16 protein-coding genes and 2 pseudogenes are annotated in these 21,842 nt (G+C 69.1%); 11 read left to right on the top strand and 7 right to left on the bottom strand.

The window, feature by feature from the left end; translation table 11 throughout:
* Window positions 1-7 precede the first annotated feature (7 nt).
* A complete protein-coding gene (locus ABC766_RS09785; RefSeq protein ID WP_043755085.1) occupies window positions 8-1,177 on the bottom strand; it encodes a glycosyltransferase in 1,170 nt (389 codons plus the stop codon).
* Between the two features lie 210 nt (window positions 1,178-1,387).
* Here ABC766_RS09785 and ABC766_RS09780 point away from each other — a divergent pair, with 210 nt between their 5' ends.
* The gene (locus tag ABC766_RS09780; protein WP_342140800.1) at window positions 1,388-1,513 is read left to right on the top strand and encodes a hypothetical protein; all 126 of its coding nucleotides are present in this window, start codon (window positions 1,388-1,390) and stop codon (window positions 1,511-1,513) included.
* Here ABC766_RS09780 and ABC766_RS09775 read toward each other — a convergent pair.
* Window positions 1,489-2,577 carry an acyltransferase gene (locus ABC766_RS09775; protein WP_342140799.1) on the bottom strand — a complete coding sequence of 363 codons (1,089 nt, stop codon included), beginning with the start codon at window positions 2,575-2,577 and terminating at the stop codon, window positions 1,489-1,491. The two genes, ABC766_RS09780 and ABC766_RS09775, sit on opposite strands and share 25 nt — an antisense overlap.
* Window positions 2,578-2,963: 386 nt before the next feature.
* Here ABC766_RS09775 and ABC766_RS09770 point away from each other — a divergent pair, with 386 nt between their 5' ends.
* The 7 genes from ABC766_RS09770 to ABC766_RS09740 all read left to right on the top strand — a co-directional run bounded on the left by ABC766_RS09770 (window position 2,964) and on the right by ABC766_RS09740 (window position 12,732).
* Window positions 2,964-3,218 carry an acyl carrier protein gene (locus ABC766_RS09770; RefSeq protein WP_043353394.1) on the top strand — a complete coding sequence of 85 codons (255 nt, stop codon included), beginning with the start codon at window positions 2,964-2,966 and terminating at the stop codon, window positions 3,216-3,218.
* Entirely contained in the window at window positions 3,215-4,378 is a 1,164-nt protein-coding gene (locus tag ABC766_RS09765; RefSeq protein ID WP_342140797.1) for an acyl-CoA dehydrogenase family protein, read from the top strand. Before ABC766_RS09770 ends, ABC766_RS09765 begins: the two co-directional genes overlap by 4 nt.
* Window positions 4,378-5,334, top strand: a complete 957-nt coding sequence (locus tag ABC766_RS09760) for an amino acid--[acyl-carrier-protein] ligase (protein ID WP_251982364.1) — start codon at window positions 4,378-4,380, stop codon at window positions 5,332-5,334. The genes ABC766_RS09765 and ABC766_RS09760 overlap by 1 nt, the downstream gene beginning before the upstream one ends.
* A gap of 4 nt (window positions 5,335-5,338) precedes the next feature.
* Entirely contained in the window at window positions 5,339-8,755 is a 3,417-nt protein-coding gene (locus ABC766_RS09755) for a DUF1839 family protein (RefSeq protein WP_345822017.1), read from the top strand.
* Window positions 8,745-10,526: an alpha/beta fold hydrolase gene (locus ABC766_RS09750; protein WP_345822016.1), complete on the top strand. Its 1,782-nt coding sequence runs from the start codon at window positions 8,745-8,747 to the stop codon at window positions 10,524-10,526. The genes ABC766_RS09755 and ABC766_RS09750 overlap by 11 nt, the downstream gene beginning before the upstream one ends.
* Window positions 10,523-11,836, top strand: coding sequence for a hypothetical protein (locus ABC766_RS09745; protein WP_345822015.1), 1,314 nt, complete (start codon window positions 10,523-10,525; stop codon window positions 11,834-11,836). The genes ABC766_RS09750 and ABC766_RS09745 overlap by 4 nt, the downstream gene beginning before the upstream one ends.
* A gap of 71 nt (window positions 11,837-11,907) precedes the next feature.
* Window positions 11,908-12,732: an alpha/beta hydrolase gene (locus ABC766_RS09740; RefSeq protein WP_345822014.1), complete on the top strand. Its 825-nt coding sequence runs from the start codon at window positions 11,908-11,910 to the stop codon at window positions 12,730-12,732.
* A 122-nt stretch (window positions 12,733-12,854) separates the two neighbouring features.
* On the opposite strand, the pseudogene ABC766_RS09735 reads toward ABC766_RS09740, so the two are convergent.
* Window positions 12,855-13,454, bottom strand: a pseudogene (locus ABC766_RS09735) (cytochrome d ubiquinol oxidase subunit II); the annotation flags it as partial.
* On the opposite strand from ABC766_RS09735, the gene istA reads away from it, so the two are divergent.
* The gene (istA, locus tag ABC766_RS09730; RefSeq protein ID WP_427902312.1) at window positions 13,453-14,751 is read left to right on the top strand and encodes an IS21 family transposase; all 1,299 of its coding nucleotides are present in this window, start codon (window positions 13,453-13,455) and stop codon (window positions 14,749-14,751) included. The pseudogene ABC766_RS09735 and the gene istA overlap by 2 nt on opposite strands.
* A complete protein-coding gene (istB, locus tag ABC766_RS09725) occupies window positions 14,751-15,539 on the top strand; it encodes an IS21-like element helper ATPase IstB (protein ID WP_127991182.1) in 789 nt (262 codons plus the stop codon). Before istA ends, istB begins: the two co-directional genes overlap by 1 nt.
* A 67-nt stretch (window positions 15,540-15,606) precedes the next feature.
* Here istB and cydB read toward each other — a convergent pair.
* Together cydB and ABC766_RS09715 are read right to left on the bottom strand one after the other, a co-directional pair.
* Window positions 15,607-16,101, bottom strand: a pseudogene (cydB, locus tag ABC766_RS09720) (cytochrome d ubiquinol oxidase subunit II); the annotation flags it as partial.
* A 5-nt stretch (window positions 16,102-16,106) separates the two neighbouring features.
* Window positions 16,107-17,549 (bottom strand): cytochrome ubiquinol oxidase subunit I, encoded by a 1,443-nt coding sequence (locus tag ABC766_RS09715; protein WP_043356420.1) that lies wholly within the window; start codon window positions 17,547-17,549, stop codon window positions 16,107-16,109.
* Window positions 17,550-17,741: 192 nt separating this feature from the next.
* On the opposite strand from ABC766_RS09715, the gene ABC766_RS09710 reads away from it, so the two are divergent.
* Complete coding sequence (locus ABC766_RS09710) at window positions 17,742-18,554, top strand: universal stress protein (protein ID WP_043382208.1); 813 nt, start codon at window positions 17,742-17,744, stop codon at window positions 18,552-18,554.
* 170 nt (window positions 18,555-18,724) lie between these two features.
* Here ABC766_RS09710 and ABC766_RS09705 read toward each other — a convergent pair whose 3' ends face one another.
* Complete coding sequence (locus tag ABC766_RS09705) at window positions 18,725-19,678, bottom strand: substrate-binding domain-containing protein (RefSeq protein ID WP_345822013.1); 954 nt, start codon at window positions 19,676-19,678, stop codon at window positions 18,725-18,727.
* Window positions 19,679-19,714: 36 nt separating this feature from the next.
* Complete coding sequence (locus ABC766_RS09700) at window positions 19,715-21,424, bottom strand: methyl-accepting chemotaxis protein (RefSeq protein ID WP_182592503.1); 1,710 nt, start codon at window positions 21,422-21,424, stop codon at window positions 19,715-19,717.
* Window positions 21,425-21,842: the final 418 nt, after the last annotated feature.

The raw sequence follows: 21,842 nt of genomic DNA, 5'->3' as shown, positions 1-21,842 counted from the left end.
CGCGTCCTCAGCCGACGGCTTCGAGCCGCGGCAGGATCCGCGGGCGCGTCTCGCAGGCGGCTTGATGGAGAGCCATCTGCTGACCGACGAAGCTCGCGAAGCGGCTCCGGAACAGCTCGGCCGAGAACATCTCGGCCTGCGCCCAGCAGGCCTCACGGGTGAACAGGCTTTCCTGCTGCAGGAACCGGCCCACGCAATCGGCGATGGCCTGCGGCTCCGGCGTGTCGAAGAACATCCCGGTGCGCTGCGGGCCGCGGACCTGAACCGTCTCGCGGGCGCCGCCGCGGCCCAGCGCGAGGACCGGCGTGCCCTCCGACGTGGCCTCGACCACGATGATCCCGAAATCCTCCTCGGCCGCGAAGATGAAGGCCCGGGCCGTGGCCATGAGGCGCCGCAATTCCCCGTCGGAGACGAAGCCGGAGAACGACACGTTGGGCCCGGCGATCTCCCGCAGCCGTGCCGCATCCGGCCCGGTGCCCGCCACCACGAGTTCGAGATCGGGAAGCAGGGCGAAGGCGCGGATCACGGCCTCGACGTTCTTGTAGGGCACGAGCCGGCTGGCCACGAGGAAGTGGTTGCCGCGCGGCCCGTCGTAGCGCTGGCTCGGCAGATTGATGGGCGGGTGGATGACCTCGGCGGTGCGGCCGTAGACCTTGTGGATGCGCCGGGCGACGAAGGCGGAATTGGCCACGATCGCGTTGGGTCCGGCCGCGGTGCGGAAGTCCCAGACCCGCATCCGGTGCAGGATGAGCCGGGCGAGCAGGCTCTTCATCCCGGCGTCGCAGCCGCTCTCCCTCAGGTAGGTATGCTGCATGTCCCAGGCGTAGCGCATGGGCGAGTGAATGTAGGAGACGTGCAGCTGGTCGGGTCCGGTCAGGACGCCCTTGGCCACCGCGTAGCTGCTGGAGATGACGAGATCATAGGCCGAGAGGTCGAACTGTTCGATCGCGAGCGGCATCAGGGGCAGGTAGTTGCGGTGCCGCGTCCGCGCGAAGGGCATGCGCTGGATGAAACTTGTCCGCGCCTGCGTGTAGCCCAGCCGCTCCCGATCCTCTTCGGACAGGAAATCGAAGAGCGCGAAGACATCCGCGTCGGGATAGATCCGCAGAAGCTGCTCGAGGACACGCTCGGCGCCACCGACGATATACAACCAGTCGTGAACAATCGCGACACGCATCACAGCTTCCTCGTCGGCGCGCCAGACGCGGGACCAATCAATACTGTCCTGCCGCCCCCGCCTGTGACAGCGAGCAAAGGCGCACTGGAAAGAGTAATGGAGACATCGACCCTAAAAAAGGGGTCACCGCCTCGACAACAGTTGGAAATAGGCCCTGGCCAGATGTGTAATACCGAGTGTAAACTTAATTTTTATGAATGAGTAACGTTAATGATCGGCATTCTCTGCACGGTCAGCGCGTGGCTTCGGTCTATGCACCGGCAGCGCAAGCCGGTCGCGGCCTGCACCGCGGAGATCCTGAGTGGCGCAGGCTACGAGGCGATCGGCGTCGGCTGAGAGGCAGGACGCGTCCGTCGATGGAGCCGGTGTCGCAGGCCGGCGATCAGAGGGGTCTCGACATATCGGAACAGCACCTCTCCCGCAGCCACAGAGGCCGGAAACGCGATGGCGAAGATGAGAGCGGCACGTGCGTATCCGGGGGCGACGAGGAGCGCTGCGAGCTTGGCGGCGCTGTGAAGCAGCAGGTTGTGGACCAGGTAGAAGGAGTAGCTGGCATTGCCTTGCGAGAGCAGCCAGCGCGATTTCAGCGCGACGCCGCCCTGCTCCAGAAGCAGCATCGCGCCGACGACGAGGACGGCCGCAGAGCCCCAGACCAGCGGCCGGGCGAATCCAGACAATTCGGGGCTGGCGTCGAGCAGCGTGGTGGCGATCTGGCCGCCGAGGACGAGCAGCGCCGCCGCGGACAGGGCGGCACAGGCCAAGCGCCTGACCGGGAAGCCCGCTGGCGGGATGCCGAGGCGCAGATAGGCGTAGCCCAGGCCGATGCCGGCGGCGAACTCGATGATGATCGGCTTCGTGTAGTAGGCCCAGTACAGGCCCGGGACGGGCAGAAGTCCGAGCAGGATCAACGCGAGGAAGATTGCGGCCGCGCCCAGCGCCCGGACGGCGGGCTTCGGCACCAGCAGCAGGCCCGCGAAGATCACGTAAAAGAACATTTCGTAGTTGAGCGTCCAGCCGACGGAATTCAGAGGCTCGATGAAGCCTCCGCGGGAAAACGGCAGGAACAGCAACGACTGGATGAGGTAGTCCGGCCGGACCTCCATGATCCCGATGGGCTTCAGGCCGGTCAGCGCGATGAGCGCCAGGCCGATCGTGACGAGCCAGTAGACCGGGACGACGCGCGACGCCCGGCGGAGCAGGAACCCACTGGGGCTCTCACGGCGGGCGCTGGTGCTGACGAACATGATGAACCCGGACAGGACGAAGAACACGTCCACGCCGAAGGCGCCGAAGGCCAGGAGATCCGGTCGCGGCAAAACCGGTCCGATATACAGACCGTAATGCGTGAGGAAGACGAGGTACGACGCGACGGCACGCAGGATTTGAAGATTGTCGATCATCGCGCGCCGGCTGATGCCTGGGGCTCCACCCGGGACGGGCGAAGCCGCAACCTTATGGCCACGATGGCCACGCCACGTCACGACGAGTCCCGAATCGTCCTAAATGGCTCCTCATCCCGGATTGACGTCACGCCGCGCATTTAAGCGCGTAAGTTGCTGAATCCGCGAATTGGCCGGAGAGTTGATCGCGAAATAAAGAGCCGGAAAGTGATCGTAAAGGTAGCGGCGGCCAATATAGCGCTCGGGCCGCGTGAGCTGCCTGGATACGCCGCGCGCATCCCCGTATCGCAACACGCGCACGGCTATTTACTATTAATCAATAGATAATTTGACGGCGGGCCGATCCGTTCAATAGCGTCGTTATGACTGGAATAGGGAGTTCCGCCTTGAACATCGCTCAGGATATCCGCGAGATCCTAGGATCGAACGAAGCCTTCGCCGGCAAGGCCGACCAGCTCTCCGAGGATGACAGCCTGTTCGATCGCGGGCTGGATTCGTTCGGCTCGGTGCAGCTGATGTTGGCGCTGGAGGAGCGCTTCAACATCGAGTTCCCCGATGAACTCCTGAACCGCAAGTCGTTCTCGTCCATCCGCGCGATTCGCGAGGCCGTCTCCACGCTGATCCAGCAGGAAGCCGCATGAGCACGTTTGCCGCGCGCGCCGAGCGGGTGGCGGCGGTGGCGGCGCGTCACGCCGACGCCGTCGATCGCGAAGGCCGCTTCCCCGAAGAGGCGGTGGCGGCGCTGAAGGCCGAGCGCCTCCTCGGTCTTCAGATCCCGGGGCAGTTCGGCGGCGAGGGGGCTGGGCTCGTCCAGATCGCCGAGCTGTGCAGTACGCTCGGGCAGGCTTGCAGCGCGGCCGCGATGGTGTTCGCGATGCACCACATCAAGGTGTCGAGCCTCGTGACCCACGGGCTCGACAGCCCGTGGCACGGCCGCCTGATGGAGCGGATCGCCCGCGAGCAATTGCTGGTCGCCTCCTCGACCACCGAAGCCGGCATCGGCGGCGACCTGCGCAACAGCCTCTGCGCCGTGGAGACCACCGGTGAGGTCTTCGCCCTCGGCAAGGACGCGTCGGTGATCTCCTACGGCGCCCGGGCCGACCTGATCCTCGCCACGGCCCGGCGCCATCCGGACGCGGCGACGTCCGATCAGGTCCTCGTCGCGCTGATGGCCGATCAGATCTCCCTCGTGCGCACGGGGGACTGGGACACCCTCGGGATGCGCGGGACGTGCAGCGACGGCTTCCGCCTGGAGGCCCGGAACGTCCCGGTCGCGCAGATCCTGCCGAAGCCCTTCGCGGAGATCGCCGCCCAGTCGATGCTGGCCTCGTCGCACCTGCTGTGGAGCAGCGTGTGGTACGGGATCGCGACCTACGCGGTGGACCGCGCCCGCGCCTTCGTGCAGGCCGAGGCCCGACGGCGGCCCGGGCAGGTCCCGCCCACGGCCCTGAGGCTGGCCGAGGTCTCCAACGCCCACCAGGCCATGCGGGGCACCATCGTGTCGGCCCTGCGCCGCTTCGAGGATGCGCACGGGGACGCCGACACGATCGGCTCCGTCGGCTTCTGCGTGATGCTGAACAACCTCAAGGTCACCGTCTCCGACATGGCGGTCGAGATCGTGCGGGGTGCGCTCGCGATCGTCGGTCTCGCCGGATACAGGAACGACACGCCCTTCAGCCTGGGACGGCCGCTGCGCGACGTCCTCTCCGCACCGCTGATGATCGGCAACGATCGCATCCTCGCCAACACCGCCAAGCTCCTGCTCGTGCAGAAGGGCAGCGGCCAGCTCATGAGTGCGTGATGGAATCGATCTCCTCTCCCGCCGGCGACGTCCTCCCCGAGGACGAGCCGGCCGGCGGTCCGACGTTCCTCGACCGCCTGTTCGACCACGGGCTGCTGGTCCGGACCGGCGTCGACGGCCTCTACGGCCGCAGCGGCGGCTTCGAGAGCGTCGTCGACGCCCTCGACCGGATGATCACGCGTCTCGGCGCCGCCGAGGGGGCCGAGGTGCTGCGCTTCCCGCCCGCGATGAGCCGGTCGGCCTTCGAGCGCAGCGGGTACCTCAAGGGGTTCCCGAACCTCGCCGGCACCGTCCACAGCTTCTGCGGCGACGCCCGCGGCCATGCCGAGATCCTCGCCTGTCTGGAGGCCGGGACCGACTGGACCGGCCAGCAGGAGGCCACCGACGTCGTCCTGACGCCCGCGGCCTGCTACCCGGTCTATCCGGTGGCTGCCGCCCGGGGGGCGCTGCCCGCCGCGGGCCGCCTCTTCGACCTGCAATCCTATTGCTTCCGGCGCGAGCCCTCGCTGGAGCCGACCCGGATGCAGCTCTTCCGCATGCGCGAATACGTGCGCATGGGCAGTCCCGAGCAGGTTCTGGCCTTCCGCGAGTCGTGGCTCGAACGCGGCACGGCGATGATGCGCGACCTCGGTCTTCCGCTCGCCATCGACGCGGCCAACGACCCGTTTTTCGGACGCGCCGGCCGGATGCTCGCCAACAACCAGCGGGCGCAGGGCCTCAAGTTCGAACTGAACGTCCCGGTCAACAGCGTCGAGAATCCGACCGCCTGTCTCAGCTTCAACTATCACCAGGACCATTTCGGCAGCACCTGGGACCTGCATCAGGCGGATGGCGCGGTCGCCCATACGGCCTGCGTCGGCTTCGGCCTGGAGCGGATCACCCTGGCGCTGCTGCGCCACCACGGGCTCGATCTCGCCGCCTGGCCTGAGGCCGTCCGCGCCGAGCTGTGGGGTTGAGGCGGTGACCGCCGCTCTGCGCCGGCCGGAGGGTCTCGGAGCCGCGGGACCCTACATCCCGCACCCGCTCCACGGGTCCGGCCGCGATTGGCCGGAGACGAACTGCTACGTCGACCTCTGGATCGAGCTCCTGCACGGACGCGGCCTCGTGCCCGAGGCGATGCTGGGCTTCACCCTGCGGCAGGATTTCGAGGGCGACCAGTTCACCTTCTTCAAGCCGCCGCCCGGCGACATCGAGCGGCTCTACGGGCTGGAGGTGCTGGAACTCGCGGTCTACGGGGGCCTCGAGGCCCATGCCGTGCGTCAGGCGGAGGCCGGCCGCCCGGTACTGGTCGAAGTCGACGCGATCTATCTGCCCGATACCCAGGGGACGACCTACGGCCGGGACCACGCCAAGACCACGATCGGCATCCTGGCCCTCGACCCGGTGACCCAGGAACTCGATTACCTCCACAACGCCGGGCGCTTCCGGCTATCGGGGGCGGATTATGCCGGGATCTTCGCGCCGGCGCTGCTGCCGCCCTACGCCGAGTTCGTGAAGTCGGTTGCCTCGCCCCTGAGTTCCGCGGACCTGCCGGGGGCCGCCCGCGCGCTGCTCGTCCGGCATCGCGCCCGGGCGCCCCGCCGCAATCCCGTCCTGGCGTTCCGCGACGCATTGGCGGCGACGGCCGGGGATCTGGTGTGCCGGCCGCTCAGCGTGTTCCACGCCTACGCTTTCAATACGACGCGCCAGCTCGGCGCCAATTTCGAGATGCTCGCCAGTCACCTCGCGTGGCTCGAGGCGCGGGATGTCGGTGGGTTCGCGCCAGCGGCCGCGGCCGCCGCGGATGTGAGCCGCGAGGCGAAGGCCTTCCAGTTCCAGCTTGCCCGCGCCTTCCACCGCCGCTCGGCCGAGGGACTGGCACTGCGTCTCGACCGCCTCGCGGCGACCTACGACCGCGTCTTCGCCGACCCTCGACCGCGCGCTGGACCGCTGAGAGTCGCGATGGCCCGCATCCGCTGCGTCGACGAGCGTGCGCCGGAGGTCCAGTTCGGACCCTGGCTGCTCGCCGTCACGCCGCCGGGCGCCTGTGCAGGCTCCGGTGATCTCGACGCCGTGACCGGCTGGATCCTCGCTACCGTTCCGGGCACCGCCGCCGCCGCCCTGCGGGCCGCCGGGAGCTGGAGCGAGGCCGCGCCGAAGCCGATCCACGATCGCGATGTCTGGTACCGGTCGCGCATCGCCGGGGCGGGCCCGGCTCGGCTTCGATTCGAAGGGCTCGCCACCCTGGCCGAGGTCTGGCTCGACGGCGCGCCGATCCTCTGCACCCGCTCCATGTTCGAGGCGCACACCGTCGATGTCGAACTCGGCGGCGTCTCCGAGCTGGCGCTCTGCTTCCGTGCGCTCCGGCAGGAACTCGACCGACCGGCCAAGCGCGGGCGCTGGCGGCCCCGGATGATCACGCCCGGATCGCTGCGCCATGTGCGAACCAGCGTCCTCGGCTTCATGCCGGGCTGGTGCCCGGAGATCGACCACGTCGGCCCCTTCCGACCGCTGATTGTCGGGCCGGTCCGACCCCGCATGGCGGCCGCGGATGTGCGTTCGACCCTCGAAGGCGACATCGGCCACCTGGCCGTGCGCCTGCGAATTGACGGGCGGACCGACTCGGTCATCCTCGCGTGCGGCGGAGGTGAGGCTTCTCTGACCGAGGTCGAGCCGGGCCTGTTCGCAGGCGCGCTGGCGCTTCCCGGCATCGCGCCCTGGTGGCCGCACACGCACGGCGTGCCGAAGCTCTACCCGGTCGAGGTGCGCGTCGACGGCGCACGCTTCGACCTCGGCCGCGTCGGCTTCCGAAGCCTAACGCTCACCCGTCCGTTCGAGGACGGCCTGTCGCTGGCGGTGAACGGCGTGCCGGTCTTCTGCCGGGGCGCCGTCTGGACGCCGCCGGATCTCGTCGGGCTGGGCTCCGACGGGACCCGAACGCTGCTCATGCGCGCCCGTGAGGCCGGCATGAACATGCTGCGCGTCCCGGGCACGACGCTCTATCCGGATTCCGACTTCTACGATCTGTGCGACGAATTCGGCATTCTGGTCTGGCAGGACCTGATGCTCGCCAATTTCGACTATCCGCACGCGGACCCGGCTTTCGCGTCCCAACTCGACCGCGAGCTGACGGGGTTTCTCGAGCGGACGCAGACCGCGCCGTCGCTCTGCGTGCTGTGCGGGGGAAGCGAAATCTGGCAGCAGGCGGCGATGCTCGGCGCGCCCCGGGCCGTCTGGGCAGACACCTTCTGCGCGACGACTTTGCCGGCGCGCGCGGCGGATCTGCGACCCGATCTCATCGTCGTGCCGAACTCGCCCTCCGGCGGCGACTTGCCCTTCTCGCCGCGCGGGGGCTGCACCCACTATTTTGGCGTCGGCGCCTATCGACGGCCCTTGGAGGATGCCCGCCGGGCAGAACCTGGCTTCGCCAGCGAATGCCTCGCCTTCGCCAATCCGCCCGAACCCGGCACGCCGGGACCGACCGGACCGGCCGATCCGCTCTGGCCGGCCGGCATCCCCCGGGACCGGGGGGCCGACTGGGACTTCGAGACTGTGCGCGACCATTATGTCGCCCTGCTCTACGGCGTCGATCCGGCGGCGCTGCGCGCCGAAGATCCGGACCGCTACCTCGAACTCGGCCGTGCTGCGGTGGCCGAGGTGATGGAGGCGACCTTCGCGGAGTGGCGCCGTCCGCGCTCGCCGACGGCCGGCGGCCTCGTCCTGATGCTGCGCGACCTCGGACCCGGCGCCGGCTGGGGCGTCATCGACTGGACGCAGAGGCCGAAATCGGCCTGGTATGCGCTGAAGCGCGCCTTCCGTCCGGTCCAGGTCCTTCTCACCGACGAGGGCCTCGACGGCCTTCACGTTCACGTCCTCAACGAGACGGGGGCGGCCCAGGAGCTGACGCTGGCGCTGACCCTGTGCGATGTCGGGGGACGGATCGCAGCGCGGGCCGAGCGGGTCCTTCCGGTTGGCCCGCGGGCGGCCCTCACGCTCTCTTCTTCCGCCGTGCTCGGCCGATTCTTCGACACCACGGACAGCTACCGGTTCGGGCCACGGATCCATGATCTCGCGCATGCGCGGCTGAGCGATGCCGACGGCCGCGTGATCGCCGAGAGCTTCCACTTCCCCGGCCTGCGGCCGGTCCTCCGTGAGGCTGTCGGCCTGCGGGCCGAACCGGTCGCGACCGGGGACGGTCCGGGTCTGCGGATCAGCACCGAGCGCTTCGCCTGCAGCGTCCAAGTGCAAGCCTCCGGTGTGTGGCCGGTCGAGAGCGGATTCCATCTCGCGCCGGGATCGAGCCGGATCGTCGCGTTCGCGGACGCCGCCCGGCTGCCGCGCGGGAGCGTGCGGGCGATCAACAGCAGCGAGATCGTGGAATTCGGTCATGACGCCTGAGGTCCAGTCCGACGCCGCGGTGCCGGTGACGTTCGATGGCCTGTTCGGGTGGCTTCATCCGGCCGCCGGACGGCGCGGTGTCGTCCTCTGCGGGACCTGCGGTTTCGAGCAGTTGGCCGCGCACAGACCCTGGCGTTCGCTGGCCGAAGGCCTCGCCGCGGCGGGCTGCCCGACCTTGCGCTTCGACTACCCGGGGGAGGGCGACTCGGCCGATCCCGAAGCCGCACGGGTCCTGGCCTGCGTCGCGGCGATCCGGCAAGCCGTCCAGTTCCTGCGCACAACGGCGGGCGTGACGGAGATCGTCCTCATCGGTCTGCGCCTGGGCGCCACCTTCGCGGCGCTGGCGGCCCAGGACGAGGCCGTGGAAGGCCTCGTGCTGCTGGCACCGGTCACGACCGGGCGCGCCTATCTGCGCGAGCTGCGGCTGCGGGCGCAGACCATCGGGCGCCTGCCGGACGGGTCGGTCCCACCACAGGAGGCCGACAGCCTCACCGTCGGTGGCTTCCGGATGGAATCGGTTCTCCTCAGTGAGCTCGCCACCCTCAACCTCGAACGTCTCGAACGGGCGCCGGCGCGGCGCGCGCTGCTCCTGGCACCCGAGACCAGGACCCTGGCCGCCCGCCTCGAAACCCTCGGCTCCACGGTCGCGACAGGGCCGTTCCCGGGTCTCGCCGCACTCGTCGGCGACCCGATCTTCTCCGATGTCCCGGCGGCGGATTTCGCGCGCGTCATCGCCTTCGCGATCGCGGACGCGGCAGATGCCGGCCTGACGCGCAGCGGAACGGCCGTCGGCGCCCTGGCTTCGCCGCATCTGACCGGGTCGGGCTGGGAGGAGGAGCCGGTGCGGTTCGCCCGGGGCCTGTTCGGCATCCGGTGCCGCCCGGACCGGGCCGACGCGAATGCACCCACGATCGTGTTCGTCTCCACCGGCATGAGCGTGCATTCCGGATGGGGACGCCAGACCACCGATCTCGCCCGGCGTCTCGCCGCCGACGGAATCGGCTCGTTTCGGTTCGATCAGCGGGGCATCGGCGACAGCGCCGATCGAGCGGACGGCCGCAAGCCGCTCTTCGCGGCGGACGGATTCGCCGATGTGATCTCGGCCGTCGACGAGATCGCCGGCACGGGCGGCCCGATCCTGCTCGTCGGCGGCTGCAGCGGCGCCTACGCGGCCTTGCACGCCCTCTGCCGGGACAGCCGGGTGGACGGGGCCCTCCTGCTCAACCTCTACTGCTTCGACTGGGATCCGGATGAGGACCTCGACCAGGTCATCCGGCAAACCTTCGGGAGCGCCTCCACCTACGCGGCCCTGCTCAAGCGGGGCGCGACGTGGCGCCGGCTGATCCGCGGCGAGATCCGGATCGGCGCGATCGCCGCGGTGCTGGCCCGGCGCGGGATCGATGCCGCGTTCCGCCGGATGCGCCGGGCCATACGCCCCGGCCCGCCCGGCGGATCACCCGCCCGGCGGATCGCGGCCCTTCGCCGGCGGGGTGCCGAGATCCGCCTGCTCTACAGTGCCGGCGATCCCGGTCTTGCGGCGCTCCGCCGCCACCTGGGACGCTCGCCCGGGAAGGCGGACCGCCGCCTCGGCGCGCCCGTGACGGTCGTTCCGGGTGTGGACCACAATTTCGGATCCCGCGAGGCCCAGGCCCGGCTCGCCGAGGCTCTGCACGACCTTCTGCAGGCGGTGCAACGGTCGAAGGCGACGCGCTCCGGCACGGCGGTTTCCGCAAAGCCCGGCCGTGTCCTCACCCTGGCGGGCCGGACATGACACGTCTCACGCGCCGTTCGGCGCTCGCCCTGGCGGCGGGATCCCTCGCGACGGGCGCCTTCGCGGCAGGTACCTTGGCGGCAGGGCGTGCCACGGCGGCGGAGCCGCTGCATCGGTGCGAGGCGCTGATCGATTCCATCGGCGTGAACGTGCATCTCGGCCATCGAGGCAGCCCGTATGTCGAGCGCTTTGCGGCCTGCATTGAAGCCCTCGACGATCTCGGCGTCCGCCATCTGCGCGACGATATCGTGCTCACCGGCGACGAGCCGGCTGGACAATTCGAACGGATCGCGGACCTGGCCGGCCGGGGCTACCGCTTCAGCCTGATCTTCTATGACGGGCTCACGCCGGGGCCACGGGTGGCGCCGGAGCGCTTCGCCGAGATCGCAGGCTGGGCTGGCGCGGGACTCGTCGTGGCGGAGGGCGGCAACGAGCCCCCGGTGGCGACGCGGCCCGGTTTGGCGGTGCAGTCGGCCGCGCACCAAGCCGCCCTGTTCCGCGCCGTGCGGGCGGATGCCCGGGCCGGAACCGTCCGGGTCGCCGGGCCGAGCTACATCCAGGGCAACGTCGCAGCGGCGCAGAATCTTGCGGCCGTGATCGATTTTGCGAACATCCACGCCTATCCCGGCGCCGAGCCCCCGGAAACCGATGGCGCCGGCAGCCTCGCCCGCTTCATGGCGGCATCCCGTCCGGTCTTCGGCGATGCTCCGGTGTTGGCCACCGAGAATGGTTACCACACGGCGCTTGCCACCGGCAGCGCCCATCTGCCGATCTCGGCCGGTCTCCGGGCCCGGTACCTTCCGCGGATGCTGCTCTGGAGCTATCTGCAGGGGGTACGCCGCACCTACCTCTACGAGCTAATCGCCAGCTTCGATCGCGGCGACGCCGACCCCGAAAGCCATTTCGGCCTCCTCGCTCACGACGGCCGGCCGACCCCCGCCTTCCGGGCGGTTCGCAGCCTCGTGCGACTGTTCGGAGCGAATGCCGGCACGGTCGCCGCCGTTGCGGCCGATCGCGACGTCACATTGTCCGCTGCAGTGCCCGATCTCGTCTTCGCACGGTTCGCACGACAGGACGGGGCGACGCTCATTCCGATCTGGCTCGGTCTCGACGGCTGGGATCGGCGCAACCGGATCCCGCTTTCGGATGCGCCCGCGCGTCCCGCCGAGATCCGTCTGTCGCGCCAGCCGCGGCAAGTCAGGCTGCATCGCTTCGATGACGACGGATCGGTCACCGTCGCGAACCTTCCGGCGGACAGGTGCGTGCCGGTCCAGGTCACCGACCGCCTCGGCGTGATCGAGCTGACGTAGACTACATCCCGCCGGGACCGGCCCGCAGACCGACACACGCCCCCCCTCCGACGTTCGCGGAAGTCGATCCCATGCTGAGCTATCTGGGCGATAAGATCGTCGGTCTGACCCTCGCAGTTCTGAATGTGCTTGCGCCCTTCGAGGTGCATGTGACCAAGGGGGTGGCCTACGCGGACGGGATCGAGCACCGCGCCGACATCTATCGGTCGGCCGCGCGGGGAGCGCGTCCGGTCGTTGTCTTCCTCTATGGCGGGGGATGGCGGACCGGGTCCAAGGATGAGGTCGCGTATGTCGGCGCCGCCTTCGCGCGGCGGGGCTTCGTTGCCGTGATCCCGGACTACCGCCACGTTCCGGCTGTCGGACTGTCAGACATCCTGGCGGACAATGCCGCCGCGGTCGCCTGGACCATCGCCCACGCGGCCGAATATGGCGGCGATTCAAGGCGTGTCGTGGTCGTAGGCCATTCCTCCGGCGCGTGGGCCGCCGCCATGCTGGGTCTCGATCCAACATGGCTGGAGCAGGCCGGCTCAAGCCCGGCGAAGCTCGCCGGCATCGTCGGATTGGCGGGCCCCTATGCGAGCGCGGCGCTGATGGAGCCGTTGGACCGTGAAGTCTTCGTCGGCAGCGATCCCACTCTGCAGCCGATCAATCATGCTTCGGACAGGCATCCTACGATGCTGCTGGCCGCGGGCGCGGCCGATCTCGACGTCAACCCGGCCGGGACCCTGGCGCTCGACGGAGCCATGCGGGCCTTCGCCGGCGATGAGACCATGAAGATCTATCCCGGCCTGGGCCATGGCCAGATCGTTCATGCCCTCAGCTTTCCGTTCAGTCTCCGGTTCCCGGTCGCCGACGACGTCGCGCGATTCATCAAAGGGGCCCATGCCGGGCCGTGATGCGCCCGAGCCGACGGAGCCGCCGAGGCCCCGATCGGCTTCGCTTGGCCAATGAGCGCGGGCCGGTCCGAGACGCGCCGGCCCATCCTCCCAGTGCCGTCGCGATGCGACCTGCGCCGGCCTCAGTGATAGCCCGGCGCTCCCGCCGCGACCTTGCCGCGGAACAGCCAGTAAACGTAGGCTGTATAGACCAGGATCATCGGCACGAGCACGACGGCACCGGCCAGCAGGAAAGCTTGGCTGCTGGGATGCGTCGCCGCATCCCAGATCGAGATGGCCGGCGGTACGATCATCGGCCACAGGCTGATCCCGAGCCCGATATACGACATCAGGAACAGACCCAGGGCGCACAGGAACGGCGTCACCTCGGCGCGTCGCTCGAGGGCGACGAAGAAGCGCCAGGCGAGCACGGCGACCAGGGCGGGAACCGGGGCAGCCAGCGCGATATTCGGCCAGGACAGCCACCGGGCCCGGAACGCGTCGCTCAGGATCGGCATGGCGGCCGAGACGATCGCAATGGCCGCCAGCGTGACGAAGCCGAGTTGGCGTGCCAGCCGATAGGCCCGGAGCTGGAGTTCACCCTCGGTCTTCCAGATGAGCCAGCAGGCGCCGAGCAGGCCGTACCCGCCCACCAGGGCGATGCCCGTTGTCAGGCGACACGGCAAACTGACCCCCTGACGCCATGAGGATCTGACCCCCTCGATGAGCGAGGAGGTCGAGATGATCAGGAACGAGGCTCAGGCTCTGACGCGGATGGACGATCCGTGGAGGGCCGAGATGAAGACGCCGGACGACGTGTCGGCGATGATGCGGCTGCAGGCGCTCGGCTGGGGCGCGAAGCGGATCGCAGCCGAGCTTGGCTGTTCGAAGAACACGGTGAAGCAGTGGCTGCGACGGGGGGATTGGCGCCCCTGCGCGACGCCCTCGCGCTCGAAGCAGCTCGACGGCTTGGCGGACTGGCTGGTCGAACGCTTCCGGCAGCATGCGGGCAACGCCGACGTCGTGCGCCAGGATCTGGCGACCGAGAAGGGCATCCACGTCAGCCTGCGCACGGTGGAGCGGGCGGTCGCGCCGTTGCGGCGGGATCTGGTGATCGCCGCGCGGGCGAGCGTGCGGTTCGAGACGCGGCCGGGCGAGCAGATGCAAATCGACTTTGGCGAACGGCGCGTCGAGATCGGCGGCGTGCCGACTCGGGTCTCCCTGTTCGTAGCGACGCTCGGCTACTCGCGCCGCCTGCACGTGCGTGCCTTCGGCCACGAACGGCAGGAGGACTGGTTCGCCGGGCTGGAGAGCGCTTTCCGGGCTTTCGGCGGCGTGCCACACGAGGTGTTGCTCGACAACGCTCGCGCCCTGGTCTTGCACCACGACCCTGTGAGCCGCGAGGTCGTCCTGCACCCGCGCCTGCACGCCTTCTCCCGCCACTGGGGCTTCCGGGTGCGGGCCTGCGCCCCGTACCGGGCGCGCACGAAGGGCAAGGACGAGCGCGGCGTCGGCTACGTCAAGAACAATGCCGTGGCCGGCCGCCGCTTCGCGAGCTTCGCAGCCCTGGAGGCGCATCTCGATGCCTGGACGCGGGACGTCGCCGACCGGCGCGTGCACGGCACGACCGGCGAGGCGCCGGGCGAGCGGTTCGCCCGCGACGAGGCTCGGGCGCTACGGCCGCTCGCGGGCGTGCCGCCGTTTTCCGCCGCGCGCGATCTCGTGCGCCGGGTCGGAGCGGACTGCGCGGTTGCGGTCGACGGCAACGCTTACTCGGTACCCTGGCGGCTGATCGGTGAGCGGGTGCGGGTCACCGTGAGCGGAGCGGTGGTGCGCGTCCACCACGGCGGACGGGAGGTCGCCGCGCATGCCGAACTGAAGGGACGTCACGGCCGTGCGGTCGACGACGCTCATCTGGCCGGGCTCGTGGGTAGCCGTGAGCGACCGGCTCATCGGCGCGACCCGCCTCCTCTCGTGGCGACGCCGGAACTGCTGCGTCCGCTCGCCGAGTACGAGGCTGTCGCCGGGGGAGGCTTCTGATGAGCGAGGAACACGATCACCTCACCGTACTGCTCGACCGCCTGAAGCTGACGGCCATGCGTGACCAACTCGACAGCCTGATCGACGAGGCCGGCCGGGGCGAACTGACGATCCGCGAGGCGCTGACGCTGTTCTGCGAGCGGGAGATCGCCCGGCGCGATCAGCGGCGCATCGACATGGCCTTCGGGCTGGCCCGCTTCCCGTTCGTGCGCGACCTGACCGGCTTCGACTTCGGCGCACAGCCCTCGTTGGACAAGGCGCAGATCCGCGAGATCGCCACCGGCCGCTTCATCGCCAACGGTGAGGCGGTGCTGCTCCTCGGACCACCCGGGGTGGGCAAGACGCATCTGGCGGTGGCGATCGGGCGTGCGGCGATCGTGGCCGGCTACGGCGTGTTGTTCACCCCAGCCACGACGCTCGTGGCGCAGTTGGCCAAGGCGCACGCCGAGGGGCGGCTGGAGGAGCGGCTGACGCACTATGCCAAGCCGAAGCTGCTGATCATCGATGAGCTCGGCTACCTGCCGTTCGAGCCGGATGCCGCGCACCTGTTCTTCCAGCTCGTCAGTCGCCGCTACGAGCGCGGCGCGATGCTGGTGACCTCGAACCGGGCGGTGGGCGAGTGGGGCAGCGTGTTCGGGGACGCGGTGGTGGCCACCGCCATCCTCGACCGGCTGCTGCACCATAGCCACGTCGTCACCATCCGCGGTGACAGCTACCGCCTGCGCGAGAAGCGTCGCAGCGGACTTCTACAGAGGGCCGCTATCGTCCCCAACCCCACGCCCGTCTAGGCGAGGAAACCGGCATGGGGGTCAGATCCTCGTGACGCGAAGGGGTCAGTTCCGGTTGTCGCTTGAAACCCGTCAGCACGGAGAACGGGGTCAGCCAGTCCCACCAGCCGCCCGCATAGGCGCGGCCCTCGACCCGGATGCCCTGGACCAGGGCACCGAGGCAGATGCCCTGGCAGAAGGTCGCCACGTAGCTGCCCCACGAGAAGGACCGATCCCAGGCGCGCTGGCTTCGGAGAGTGGCGGCCCGGAACCGCATCTCGAAGGCGACACCGCGGAAGACCAAGGCCAGGAGCATCAGGATCAGCGGCATGTAGAGCGCCGGCAGGATCGTGGCGTAGGCGAGGGGGAACACTGCAAACAGACCGCCGCCGCCGAGGATCAGCCAGGTCTCGTTGCCGTCCCAGACCGGAGCGACGGTGTTGACCATAAGATCCCGATCCGCCTTGCCGCGAACTGCGGGGAACAGGATGCCGACCCCGAGGTCGAAGCCGTCCATCACCACGTAGAGGAACACGGCCGTGGCGATGAGCAACGCCCAGATGAGGGTGAGATCGAGGGACATCGGGCCTACTCCGCGGGCTGGGCGAGGGGACGGCCGGCGCCGGGCGTGCCGGAGACCAGGGCGGGCGCGGGCGTGATGCCGGCGGTGCGGATCGGCTGCCCCGGGGGCGGCCCGGGCTCATGGACGTGCGGCGTCTGGTTGAACAGGTGCAGGAGGTACCAGATGCCGGCGCCGAAGACGGCGAGGTAGACCGCCGCGAAGGCCGCCAGGGAGGCCGCGACCGCCGGGGCCGCCACCGGGGAGACGCTGTCGACGGTGCGCAGCGCGCCGTAGACGGTGAAGGGTTGACGGCCCGCCTCCGTGACCGTCCAGCCGGCCGTGACGGCGATCAATCCGGACGGCCCCATGGCGACGGCGAAGCGGTGAAGCCACGGCGTGTCGTACAGCCGCCCCTGACGGCGCAGCCAGAGCGCGGCTAGACCCAGGGCGATCATCAGAAGGCCGAGCGCAACCATGATCCGGAACGACCAGAACACCAGGGGTAGGTTGGTCGGCCACTGATCGCGCGGGATGTCCCTGAGACCGCGAACCTCGCCGTCGAAATCGTGGGTCAGATAGAGGCTGGCGAGACCGGGGATGCCGATCCGATTCTGCACCACGCCCGCATTCGCGTCGGGCCAGCCGAACAGGATCGCGGGGGCGCGGCGCTCGGTCTCGAAATGTCCCTCCATGGCGGCGACCTTGGCGGGCTGGTGCGCGTAGGAATTGCCGCCGTGCAGGTCGCCGATCACCAGCTGGGCCGGAGCCACCACGGCGGCCATCCACATGGCCATGGAGAACATCAGCCGCGCCTGGCGATTGCTCCGGTCGCGCAGCAGATGCCACGCACCCACCGCCCCGACGATCATCGCGGTGGTGAGATAGGCGCCCGTGACCGTGTGGGCGAAGCGGTAGGGGAAGGACGGGTTGAAGATGATCGCCAGCCAGTCGGCCGGTTCGAAGCGCCCGTCCGGCCCGATGGCGTGGCCGGTGGGCGTCTGCATCCAGGAATTGGCCGATAGGATCCAGAATGCGGAGGTCAGCGTGCCGAAGGCGACGAGGCAGGTCGCCAGGAAGTGCAGCCCCTTGCCGACCCGCTCCAGGCCGAACAGCATGACGCCGAGGAAGCCCGCCTCCAGGAAGAAGGCCGTCAGAACCTCGTAGCCGAGCAGGGGGCCGAGCACCGGCGCCGTCCGGTCGGCGAAGACCGACCAGTTGGTGCCGAACTGGTAGCTCATGACCAGTCCGGAGACGACGCCCATCGCGAAGGCGACCGCGAAGACGCGGAGCCAGTACCGATAGGTATCCAGATAGACGGCCTCGCCGGTCCTGAGCCAGAACCCTTCGAGGACCGCGAGATAGCTCGCAAGTCCGATGGTGAAGGCCGGGAACAGGAAGTGCCAGACGACGGTGAGCGCGAATTGGGCTCGCGCGAGATCGACTGCGCTCGGCAGTTCGAGAGCGGACATCACGGTCTCCCAGGGGACGAACGGGCCGGATGTGCCGCAGCTTGAGCGCTGCCGCGTTGATTCAGCTCAAGGCCGGAGCGCGCGAATCCGACAAGCCGGTGCGGTGGCGATTGCGCTGGATCAAGGCTGCGGCCCCTCCCACCGACCATACGGCTCTGGTCGGGGCCGTGTGTCGGTCGCGCGGAGACCGCCATGTCCTATGCCAACATCCTCGTTTCCGTGGACTTCGCGGAATCGACGCCCGACCGCGTGCGGCTGGCGGCGGCCTTGGCGCGCCGCTTCGATGCGACGCTGACCGGCGCGGCCGCCGCCGAGGTGCCGGCCCCCCTGTTTGCCCATGACATCCGCGACGCGCAGGCCCAGCACGAGCGCCTCAAGGCCGAAGTCCTCGTGGACCTTGAGCAGGCGCAGGCGATCTTCGCGCGCTGCGCAGGCGCGGCACCGCGGACCGCTTGGTGTGGCGGCCTCGACCGGCCGTCCGCTCATCTCGTGGACAAGGGCCGTGCCGCCGACCTGATCGTCGTCGGCCGGGCCGGCGAGAGCGAGATCGACCCCGGGCCGTTCGGCGTGGCGATCGCGCCGGTTCTGATGGAGGCCGGACGGCCGGTCCTCGTCGTTCCCCCGCGCGTCAGAGGGGAGCCGGGCCGGCGCATCGTCGTGGCCTGGAAGGATTCGCCGGAGGCGCGACGGGCGGTAGCCGGGGCCCTGCCGTTCCTGCGCTCGGCGGATCGGGTCTTCGTCGCCACGGCGGGCGAAGGCGCCCGCCTGGAAGGCGCGGACGAGGTGGCCGCTCATCTCGCGCTCCACGGCGCGTCCGTCGCCACGCATCTGTTGTCTCCGACGGTCAGCGATGGCGACGAGATCCTGCGTTTTGCGCACGACCATCAGGCTGACCTGATCGTCATGGGCGCGTACGGCCACTCACGCCTGCGGGAATGGATCTTCGGCGGCGCGACACGCCACATCCTTCACGCGACCAATGTCTGCTGCCTGATGGCGCATTGACGGGCTGCGGCGATGCTTCGTCGTCGGGGATCGGTCATCCGCACGTCGCCAGACGAAGCCGGATCATCCGCGCGACCCGAGCGCATGACCGTGCGGGCCGCGTCCTTGCTCCGCAGGCGCGGCCTGCCGCTACGCCACGCGGCACCAAACGGGAGAGGTCCGCGCCGGTTCTAGCGGGAGAAGTGGGTTGTCGACATCCGGTCCGTGACGAGTTCGGACGGCACCCAGTCGAATTGCGGCACCGGCTCATGCCGGATCAAAGCCAGGGCATCATCGATCGCACGACGGCCTTGTAAGCTCGCATCCTGGTGGATCGTTACGGCAAGCCGTTTGTCCTGCATGGCCTGCATCCCGGCGGCGGTCGCATCCACGCCCCCGATCAGGATCCGGCCCGCCGGAATTCCGGCCGCCTCCGCGGCTTCGGCAGCACCGATCGCCATCTCGTCGGTGACGGCTGCGATCGCATCGATGGTCGGCTTCCGGGCGAGCCAATCGGCCACCGCGGCTCGGGCCGCCGAACGGTCGCAGTCCACCGCCGCCTCCGCGACCAGCCGGAGGCCCGGGGATTCGGCCAGGACCTCCTTCACGCCCTCGGCGCGAGGCGTCGACCCGGGGTGCGACGTGCAGCCCGCAAGGATCCCCACGCGGCCCCTCCCGTCCAGCATCTGCCCAAGCTTGCGCATCTGCAACCGCCCGGCGACGAGGTCATCCGGCTGGACGAAGGCGACTCGTCCGGCGAACCAAGCCGAACGGGGTGCGCCGTTGACGGCGACCAGCGGAACATCCGCCTCTTGCGCCAGCCGGATGATCGCGGCCCAAGCCGACGGATCGACAGGGCTCACCACGAGCGCATCGACCTTCTCGGCGATGACGCGCCGGGCCTGCGCGATCTGCTGCGCGCCCGCGCCCTCCGGCGCATAGTCGAAATGCACCGTAATCCCGCGCGCCACCGCGTGCTCCTGCAGGCTGTCGTGCAGAAGGCGGGTGAGGGCCGCCGGCGGAGTCATCAGAACGGCGATCGTGGTGGCAGTCGCCGGTTTCGCGCAGACGATGACGGCGAGAGCCCCGGCCCAGGCGGCTCGTCGCAGGCGCGAGCGCATCTGCGCCCGATCTGTCCGGCCCATGACGCTCGCTCCGTTCCGGTCGTTCCGTGCCGCGCGTCAGGCCGCGCGGAGATTGTCGAGAAAGCCTGCGATCTCGCCGCCGAGACGTTCGGCGTCCCGCGACAAGCTGCGGGCCGCGGCCAACATGCCGGCCGCGACCGTGTCGGCCTCCGCGGCCGGATCGGTTGTTCCTGTGATGTCGAAGCCGGGTTCCACGGCGTCGGCGGTACAGGGGATGACGATCTGGACGGCCTCCCGCGCTGCAGCGCCCTGCTGCTCGACGGCGACGGCGATCGAAGCCGCCGCCCGGCTCATATCGGCGATCCGGGCGGTGATGCCTGCGATCGCCGACGTCGCCTCGACAGTCGATCCCTGCAGTTCGGCCACGTGCCGGCCGATGACTTCGGTGGCCTCTTTGGTCTGTCCCGCCAGGGTCTTCACTTCGGCGGCCACAACCGCAAATCCGCGCCCTGCCTCACCGGCCCGCGCGGCTTCGATCGCGGCATTGAGGGCGAGGAGATGGGTCTGGGCGGCAATCTTGGTGATCATGCGGACCACATCGCCGATCCGGTCCGCGGCGCCGCTGAGGGCTTGAACACGCGAGAGGGTCTGTTCCGCCTCCACCGCCGCGCCACCTGCCAGAGACGCCGTGATCTCGGCTTGGCGATTGACCTCGTGGGCCGCAGAGTCGAACGCCCCGGTAGCGGCGGCAATCCGCCGGACGTCGGACTGAGCCTGTTCCGCTGCGGCGGCCATCGTCGCCGCGTGACTCGTCGTCAACGTGACCATCTCGCACAGTCTCTCGGCCGTGGCGCGCAGCTCCGCCGAGTCGGATGACACGGTCTCGACAACCCCGCCGATCTCCGCTTCGAACCGCTCCGTCATGTTGCGAAACGCGTCACGGCGTTGCTGTTCACGGTGCGCCTGCACCCGGGCCGCCTCCTCTTCGCGGCGTTCGGCGTGCCGAATCCTGTTCTCACAGGCCCTGAGAGCCCCCGCCATCGCGCCGAGTTCGACGTCCTGCATCAGGGTGGAAATCGGAACCGTCGACCCGTTCTCCGCCCATCGCCGCAGGGTGGCGGTGATCGCCGACACCGGTCGAACGACATGGCGCAGGACGATCCACGCCAGCCCGAGGCTGATCGATGCGGAGGCCGACACGGCCATGGCGAGCGCCCACCACGCCATCCGGCCGGTTGTATCGACGGTCTTGGCTTCTTCGGCGATCCTGCCTTGACGGTTCATGAGCAACGCGTCGACCGCCTGCAGAAGCGCTGCCGCATCGGCCTCCAGCACCGTCGACAGGACCTGGTCGGCCAGTTCGCGTTCCCCGGCCCGGTCGAGGGCGGCCGCCTCGGCCCCGACAGCGAGGACGTGCTGCCAAGCTACGCGCAGAGTTGTCGCCAGCTTTTGGTCATCGGGCGCCGTAACGGTCGAAAGATACGCGCTCCAGGCGGCCGAGAGCGATCGATGCGCCGCGTCGATCTTGACGAAGCTTTCACGACGGGCCTCCTCAGTCGGCGCAGCGTGCGCCAGAACCGCAAGCGTCCGAAGATCCTGACTCAGTTGCTTGATGGTGCCGAGCAGGGTCGTGGCCTTGATCTCACCGGCCAGGGTGCGGCTCGCTGCTTCGACAATGCCGATCCGGACTGCAGAGACCAATCCGACACCAACCGGAAGACAGAACATCGTCACGGCAAATGCAATAACGATCGATCGAACGCTTAATTCAAGCCGCAGCCCAAGAAATGACAGACGCACATGCATCCAATTATTTCCGATAAGATCATTGGACTGACTTCTATAAAATAATCTCTCCGGAATCAACGCTCGTAGAAAGACATGTATTAAACTTGAATGATCTTATATTAAAACATACTTGACTAGTAAAATACAAACAGGCTAAGCAAATATAATGATATTCGCATCTATCACTCTTTAGATGACCGTCTCATTTGCGGGCGGACGATCTCCGCAGATTGAGTGTCGCGCGTCGCAAATCTGATCTGCCTGTGGGCGGCACACGCCGCCCGTCGCGCTGCGGCACGCCGCCGATCCCATCCGCACATCGCTTGCACGCCGGATCGGCCGCGCCGCCTGCCGAGCGCCGCAGATGCGCCGCTCAGTCTACCCCGCCAACGCCGGGCGAGGCTGCGTCTGCACCGAGGTCAGAGCGGCTTGGTCT

This window comes from Methylobacterium fujisawaense, assembly GCF_039619325.1.
GTDB classification, from domain to species: Bacteria; Pseudomonadota; Alphaproteobacteria; order Rhizobiales; family Beijerinckiaceae; genus Methylobacterium; species Methylobacterium fujisawaense.
The sequence above is the reverse complement of the archived record's forward strand: the minus strand, read 5'-3'. Positions and strand labels throughout refer to the sequence as shown.